Here is a 7949-nt window from a genome sequence, read left to right as displayed (position 1 = left end):
CCTGCAAGACACCTGGCAGGCTCCCACCGCAGGCCCCTCGCGACGCCGCTGATAATTTTCCGCTGAATATCGCTTTATTTACGTCCACTATGACGATTGACGGGCGGATACATAGCATAGAAAGTACCCGCAGGATTATTCGAATCCTCGATAAAAGATATTCCATTCTTTATCGTCTGCCGCGGATGCATACCGTCACCTTCCCCTGGCCGGTGGCGATCACCCGGCGAATGACGATTTCCGTCTCGCCGCTCATCCTGCCTGGATAACAGGGGACTGTTTCGCGAAGCCACCGAAGGTGCCGCATGATCGTTTCATCACTGACAGCACCGCGGTCCTGGAAAGAAGACGCACCCTGGGATGAGGGGGCAGGATCGGGACTGTCCGGCACATTCCTGAGGAATTCGAACCCCTTCGCGGCCACCAATTTGTTACTGGTGTTGATATTGCATCCCACCAATCCGCCTTGCGCCGGCGGCTGAGCGCGATTGAGCCAGATCGTCTCGCTCGTCGCCGGCGGTTTGGTCACCCAAAACTGATTATTCAAAGCCAGCACGCTCGTTTGGCTGCCGTCGCCGCGGATTTCGATGCGGCAGGGATCTTCCGTGGCCACCGGCATGAAAAGACAGGTTGCCAGCGTGCACAACCCGCGAAAATTTTCCACCAAAACGGTCGGTGCATTCGGACTCGTCGCGTAAGAAAACCGTGTGGCGTCGATGGAGAGGTGGCCGCTGTCAAAAAGATGGAGGCCGCACACGGCGTCGGAACTCCGCTCATGATAAACACTGCGCACGACGAGCGCACCTCCGCTGCGAACTTCGTACTGCCCCACCGCGGAACCTGTCGCACCCGTGAAAATGGCGACGGGAACGCGAGGTGCACGAGTGGGGCCGATCACCTGCACCCACCGACCCGCCTGCCCACTCCCCTGGAGCGCGCGGAACTGGACCGTGGCCTCGCTCAGCCCTTCCACACGCAGGGCCGCGGGCAGCTCGTCCCCGTGGCTGGACGACGAACCGGTCACGTTAAGCTGATCGGCCAGCAGGCGAGAATTGGCGTCATCCGGCAACTCTACAAGCAGCGCTGAGGCCGAGCCACCATTTAAGTGAAGATCCTGCAGCGACACCTGTCCGGGCCCCGCGATGTGGACAAGACAACCATCCGGCGACCCAGTCCACACCAACCGTGTGGCAACCTCACTGGCACCATCACCGACTAACTGGAGGTCGGCCCCAGGGGGAATAACCAGGGTGCGGTCAATCTGATAAACTCCCATGGGAATATGAACCACGGGCCGTTCCCCGACCATCTGTACCGCTTGATCGATGGCCTTTTGGATGTCCCCCGCTCCGGCGTTGGGTGGTACTTCGATGATTGGACGATTCTTCTTTGGCGGGACCGGTGGTAGTTCTGGGAGGGCGTCCGAAATCTGATCCGGCGAGACAACCCGTTCGGCTATTCTCCGGAAGCGTCCGCGTTCTTCGACGACGTTGTTCTGCGTGTATACGTTTCCAACGAGGGTTTGGTCGGCCCAGGTCATTCTCACCGCGCGAGTATTCGGCCGAAGTCGAAATTGATTATCCACCACCAAATACGGTCCGCCGTTGTCCAAAACCATGGCCCAGTCGCCTGTTGGATCGATGATCCTGTTGCCGGTGATACTGGTGGGCGACCCCCAGGTGTGTCCGCTGGAAAAATCCAGAAAACAACGCGATCCTACGCTTACGTTATTCACTATAGAAAAGACCATGAGATTGGCGATACTTACGTCCGATACACGAGAGCGAATAAAAACATTATGCCACGCATGCCAGTTGCCCATCACGTTATGGATGGATCGCTCACAATCTTCGAACCAGCAATACCAAATCCATATATCCATCGAATTCCAGTTGACCGTTTGAATGCCCGTTTTGCAACGCAGAAACCGGCAGCGGAGCACTTCATTTTCCGCCTGGCCGGCGGTTTGTGGTCCACCAAAGACAAGGCCATTTTCGGCATCCCGGAATATAAGATCGCTTGTTTCGTTATATGTGGAGAAAGAGGGCCCGTAAAATAAACAAACGCCGGCCCGACCACGCCCATCGAACGTCATCCGCGAAATCTTTGAATACCATGCGTCCCATTGGAGCATCGTCTCGCCTTCGGGCCCGTCCCACAAAAGGACTGTTTTATCGGGAGCCTCGCCGACGAGGGAGACCATATTGTCCGTGTGGGCCTGGCGAACAGTTTTGAGAGGGCGAGTCAGACGATAAGTCCCCGCGGGGAAATAGAGCACGGACGCCTGCTGGTGGCTGCGAATCGCATCAAGGGCGCGCTGAATAGCCGGTGTGTCATCCGCAACGCCGTCGCCCACTGCTCCGAAGTCCCGGCGTACATCCAACCAGCTTGGGAACGGTCCGACAAACTCCTCTTCAGCGCCCAATGTGAGTATCCCGCCTGTGCCGCCGATGAGTATCAGAATTTCGCCAAACAACACTGATCCGAGCAACCTGACCCAACAATGACGCGGTGTCTGGTGGAACATGGTAGATGGTCTCCATTTGCTGGCAGGGATGAAAGCCGCAGGCAATATTGTGACCTAATGAACGATCAGTCACCAGTCGGTGGGCACTGTCGAAAATCGCCTCGGCATTTTTGGACGCGGAACACTTGACAAGCCGTGGCCGGGTGATATACTGTACTAGTGAGCTAGTACAGGAGACAGACGCATGTACGTCCGCGTTGACCCGGCTGATGCCACCCCTATTTATGAGCAAATCGCCCGACAGATCAAATTTGCCGTGGCGTCGGGCGCACTTCAGCCGGGAGAGCTGACGCCTTCCGTCCGTGAAATGGCCCGCCAGCTCGCCGTCAACCCCAACACCGTAGCCCGCGCTTACCGTGAGCTGCAGGAGGAAGGAATCCTGACCCCCCAGCGGGGCGTGGGACTGGCGGTCGCGGAGGACGCCCCGAAACGCTGCCGCCAGGACAGGGAACGGTGGGTGTATGAGCGGCTCAAGCAGGTCGTGGATGAGGCGTTGCGGGCTCAGATCACACCTCGTCAACTTGAGCGGATGCTGCGCGATCTGCTCCGCTCTCTGCCACAGCAGGAGAACGCGTCATGAATCCCGTCATTCGCGTGGAAAACGTTTCCAAGAAATTCAGAAAAGTGGAAGCGCTCCGCGGGGTGTCGCTGGAAATTCCCCGCGGTGTGGTGTGGGCCCTTTTGGGGAGGAATGGTGCCGGGAAGACCACGCTCATCAAGATTCTGCTGGGGCTGCTCGACCCGGACGACGGCAAAGCGGAAGTTCTCGGCCATGATTGCCAGCGTGAGTCGCTCGAGATTCGTCGCCGCGTCGGTTATGTTCCTGAACAGCCCGGCCTGTACGAGTGGATGCGCGTGGATGAAATTGGCCAGTTCTGTGCTGCGTTTTATCCGGCCGGATATTTTACTGCTTATCTGGAGCATATCAAAAAATTTGGACTGGATCCCCAAAAGAAAATAAAAGAGCTCTCCAAAGGCATGCGGGCGATGGTCCTGCTGGCCCTCGCCATCAGCCACGATCCCGATCTCCTCATCCTCGACGAGCCCACTTCCGGCCTGGACGTGATTGTCCGACGGCAGTTTCTGGAAAGCATGGTCGATCGCGCGGCCACCGGAAAAACAGTATTTCTCGCCAGCCACCAGGTCCACGAGGTGGAGCGTGTCGCCGATGTCGTCGGCTTTCTCAAAGAGGGCCAGTTGATTCTCGTTGACGAGGTGGAAAAACTCAAGCGTGAAATACGACGGTGGGTGCTGATATTTGACAATCCTCAATCTTTAAACGCTTTTCTGAATATTCTTACTTCTTTTCCCCTAGAAATCATACAACAGAAACGCGAAGGACTGGAGTGCCATATCATCGCGCGGAGTTCCGGCGACTCGGAACCCATTCGTCAGGCGACCATTTCCGGCCTTCGCTCAATCGATGCTTTCCCATGCTCGCTGGAAGAGATCTTCACAGCCTACATGAATCGGGAAACGGAACCGGCCTTTTCCCGGCAGATGGAGGAAGCACCATGAAGATGGCTCTTGCCCGACGCAGCCCGGTGTTTGTCAGCGACTTCCTCTTTGAAACTCTCGCCCTGGTGTGGAAATACTGGCGTGAAACACAGGTTCTCATGCTGGCCCTGGGAATAATTCCCTCCCTGCTGGCCGTTTTCTTCGTCGCAAACAATCACCCCATCCAACCGCTGGCAGTGGTTCCGTTTGTGGGCGCCGCTTTGTTCGCGCTGGCGTTCGGTGCCATGGCCTTTGCAGGCGAAACCGAACGAAGGACGGACACGTTACTTCGTGCCCTCCCCATCAAGGCTTCGCGCCTCATGGTTGCCCTGAGTATTGTCGCTCTATCGGGAGTGGCCGTCTGCTTGTTGATGGGCTTTGTGATTGGCAGCGCCGCAAGCTGGCTGACCCACAGCTATTCGCGGTTTGAAGAATGGCCATGGGACGTCTCGCTGAACGCACTTTTTTGGGCGGGGCTGGCGGGAGAGTTCTTCGCATGGGGGCTCTTTTTTTCGATCCTTGTGCCGCGTGTGATCTGGTCCGCTGTGATGGGGGCGGCGGTGGCCTACGTTCTTGACGTCTTTATTGTCATCGCTTTTTACAACTTGGAGCAAGTATTCTTTCCCGATCAGTTTATACCCAAGTTCGGTACTTTTACCTGGGAGTCGTCGGGCCGGTTGCTGCCGGTCCGTCTTCTTGTTGTGGCCGGTGTTCTAATGATTGATGCGATTCTCGTGAAAAAGTGGCTGAAAAGTTCCGACGAACCGCTTCGCTGGCTGAAAAGCCGCCTTCTGCTCCTTCGATTGGGAGGGTTTTCGGCACCCCTGCGGGTTCGCCAGATCGTCTCCCGTTTTTCAACTCCTGCAATACTGAATTTAAGTGCCTCGCCCGTGAGATATCTGGTGTGGCTTCATGAGCGACACCTGGGCGGATGGGCATTTTTTCTTAAAATGCTCCTCTTTGTGTACATACTCGTTCTGGCATGTATCAGCGCCCTGAGCACCCAGTGGCTATCACCCGATGCCTTCAGGGAATGGTGCGACAAGTATGGGCTGTATGCCCTGATCCTCGTTCCCCCGATGGCCATCGCGGTGACAGGCATTTCTACTTTTATTTTCGATTGCGGTGGTTCGACTCGTAACTTCCTCGCGGCATTACCAATTTCGCCACGAGTGATCTGGTGGTCGCGGCAGCGCTGGGCATTTCCATGGCTGATTGCCTGGTGTGTCGCCGGGATACTCTGCGACTTGGTCTTTTCAGGCTTCCGGCAATCCATTTTCCTGCCGGGAGATATTCGGCCGTCTCCCGACTGGCTGGCCTATATCATCTCCGCGATTGGCTGGTACGCCGCGGGACAACTCGCGGGCATGGCATCTCCCAATATTATTCACGCCTTTGTGGTGACCTGGTTTTTATTGTTTTTGGGACTGTATCTTCCCGGAGAGTTCTTTCCGGTTGGCTGGGACGAACTCTGGCCGGGGCTGGCGTTCGCAATCCGCTTCCTGGTGTTTTCGGCTGGTGTTCTGGCGCAGACGATGGTATCCCTTCGGCCGTGGCTTCGACGGCATCTCGACAACGGCTGGTCCGCGATTGTCCGCAGTCCTGTCTTGTGGACACTCGTAGTGATGTGGCTTATCCTGTCTGCACTTCGCGTGCATTTCATTCAAGGTCCCCAAAGGTCGAAATTCGAGACGCTGCGGGTCTCGATGACGGTCATACAGGGATCACCTTCGGCAGCCAAGGCTGATACGCAAACGGCCGGCGTGCTCCAGACAATATCCGTGCTGGAAGCAATCGAGCGGTTTGACGCCGAGTATAACACCTCGTTATTCGCCGATAAAACAAGCGTCGATGACGACTATAGTCGGCAGCTATGGACACGTGTCTCGCACAATTCCACTTTTATACAACAGCTCGCGGACCTCACAAAGACGCCTTATTCAGACCCGCTTGTCGCGGATCTGTTTGAGGACTCAGCGACGCAGACTGTATTCAGCGTGGACGATAAGTTCGTCTCTTCCCGCTTTTTCTACACTGTTTTCTTTGAACGCCTGGTCAACCAGGCCATCGAGCATCATCATCTGGAGTATGCACGGATTTTCTTCACGGCCGACCTGTGCCTGCGGCTGCGGGCGCATCGAACCCGACCCCTGATTGTTGCGGCAGGCTCTACTGATTACGGTCCCACAACCGAACGGGATTGGAGGGCGTGGGCGGACGCCGTTTGGGCATGGTGCCACGCGCCGGGACAAACATCCGAGAATATTCGCCGGGCACTGCGTGAAGTTTACGACACCTGGAAAAGCGAGCGAATGCCCTTTGATGAGCGAATACTCCTCATGTATCGTTATTGGCACGATGTTATTTTCCGAGAACGGTCCTCACAGGACGGGTTTTGCTTACCCCCCTGGCCGAAGTGGGCTGTTTATCTCCCCGGCGAAAAAACCAGTTACCAAAAACGCATTGATCGGATTTTTTCTGATTGGCTCGCCGTGGCGCAACAATATGAAGCCGATCGGCTGCCACCCGAGGCTGAACAGGAGATTGTGGATGACGCGTTGTTTATCCCGGGTTATCCTTTTCTTCATGATGCTCCCGCGTGGATCAGTTCGTATGTCTATCATGAATTTCTCAATCACCGGGCAATCGATCTCACGGTCCGTGCGACGCTTCTGCGGATGGCCCTTCGGGCCTATGAGATCGACAACGGACATCTGCCAGATCGGCTGACCGAACTGGCTCCCCATTATCTTCTCGTGATACCAAGCGTTCCCGGCAAGCAAGATGCGTTTATCTACTTTCCGGCTAGTACGGAGGCATCCGCGCGTGTGCACCCCGAGCTGAAAGGTCCGTGCCTGGCGATTCCAGGACTCCTCGGAGTTGCTCGCGACGGCTGGCCGACGGACGCCGATCAACATGCCCAGGCCGTGCGGGCTTCCACGAGGTCCGTGTTCCCGGAATCCGGCGTGCTGATCGTCTGGTCGCTTGCTCCGCCGCGGCTCAGTGGGGCCCCACCGCAAAAGGAAAACCCTTAATGGTCCGGCTCTTTTCCCGCAATAGTCGTCGCTAGGAGAGAATATCGAAGATGTTCACGGGAAGATCGAAGTTATAGAGAAGAACAAAATAGATCCCAATAAGAAGAAATACAATCCCCGTGACCGTTCGCACCACCCGGTCAATAACGGTTACAGCGGCGAAGGCCCGGCCAACCCAACTGGCGGCGAAGACCACGAGCAGAGCGAACACGAGAACGGGCACCCCTGTGGCCACGCCATACAGGAAGGCGAGCCCCAGCGATCCCACCGAGCGGGTAGCGAGTAGCGTGACCACAGTTCCAAAATATGCCGCCGACGTTGGGCAAAAAGCCAGCGCAAAAAGCACGCCAAGGAGAAACGCTCCCAAAACGCCAAATCGATCGGCGATCTTTTGTGCGTGCCCGGCCTGCGCCTGCGGTAGAGGAATCGAAATCAAGCTAAGAAGCAGCATCCCAAACACAATGAGAAGTGGCCCGAGAAATAAATGTCCGTACTTTTGCAGGCTTGTGGAAAGGCCCGGCAAACTCGTGAGGCCCGCGCTCAAAATACCGGCGAGCACCGCATATGTGACGGAACGTCCCAGAGTATAGAGGATTCCGCTGGTCACGACCCAGCGCCGGTCTGTCAGCTTTCGCGCAATGTAGGTGACCGCCGCGATATTTGTGGCTAACGGACACGGCGCCACAGCCGTCGCAAGACCGAGAAGTGTCACCCCCACCAGCGGCACAGAACTCTCGACTGCCATAGCGGTGTGTCCTTTTTAATATTGTTCTACATTGCGTGTTTTTTCACATCTTTCCATCAGCTATGCAAGACGGAACTACTCCGCACCCAACTAACCTGTTATATCCTGGAGCATCTTTTTCAGGTTATCGGCAATAAGGCGTGTG

5 protein-coding genes are annotated in these 7949 nt (G+C 56.3%); 3 read left to right on the top strand and 2 right to left on the bottom strand.

Annotated elements, in window-relative coordinates; translation table 11 throughout:
- Positions 1-169: 169 nt before the first annotated feature.
- A complete protein-coding gene (locus H5U08_RS06105; protein WP_297031285.1) occupies positions 170-2479 on the bottom strand; it encodes a glycosyl hydrolase family 28-related protein in 2310 nt (769 codons plus the stop codon).
- A 232-nt stretch (positions 2480-2711) separates the two neighbouring features.
- On the opposite strand from H5U08_RS06105, the gene H5U08_RS06100 reads away from it, so the two are divergent.
- Genes H5U08_RS06100 through H5U08_RS06090 form a run of 3 tightly spaced genes read left to right on the top strand, consistent with a single transcriptional unit; the run spans position 2712 to position 7059 of the window.
- Positions 2712-3107 carry a GntR family transcriptional regulator gene (locus H5U08_RS06100; RefSeq protein WP_297031283.1) on the top strand — a complete coding sequence of 132 codons (396 nt, stop codon included), beginning with the start codon at positions 2712-2714 and terminating at the stop codon, positions 3105-3107.
- Positions 3104-4045, top strand: coding sequence for an ABC transporter ATP-binding protein (locus tag H5U08_RS06095; protein ID WP_297031281.1), 942 nt, complete (start codon positions 3104-3106; stop codon positions 4043-4045). Before H5U08_RS06100 ends, H5U08_RS06095 begins: the two co-directional genes overlap by 4 nt.
- A complete protein-coding gene (locus H5U08_RS06090; protein WP_297031279.1) occupies positions 4042-7059 on the top strand; it encodes a hypothetical protein in 3018 nt (1005 codons plus the stop codon). Before H5U08_RS06095 ends, H5U08_RS06090 begins: the two co-directional genes overlap by 4 nt.
- Positions 7060-7090: 31 nt before the next feature.
- Here H5U08_RS06090 and H5U08_RS06085 read toward each other — a convergent pair whose 3' ends face one another.
- Positions 7091-7804, bottom strand: coding sequence for an aromatic aminobenezylarsenical efflux permease ArsG family transporter (locus H5U08_RS06085; RefSeq protein WP_297031277.1), 714 nt, complete (start codon positions 7802-7804; stop codon positions 7091-7093).
- Positions 7805-7949: the final 145 nt, after the last annotated feature.

Source organism: Thermogutta sp., from assembly GCF_014359955.1.
In the GTDB taxonomy this organism is placed as follows: domain Bacteria; phylum Planctomycetota; class Planctomycetia; order Pirellulales; family Thermoguttaceae; genus Thermogutta.
This window is presented reverse-complemented; position numbering and strand designations above follow the sequence as displayed.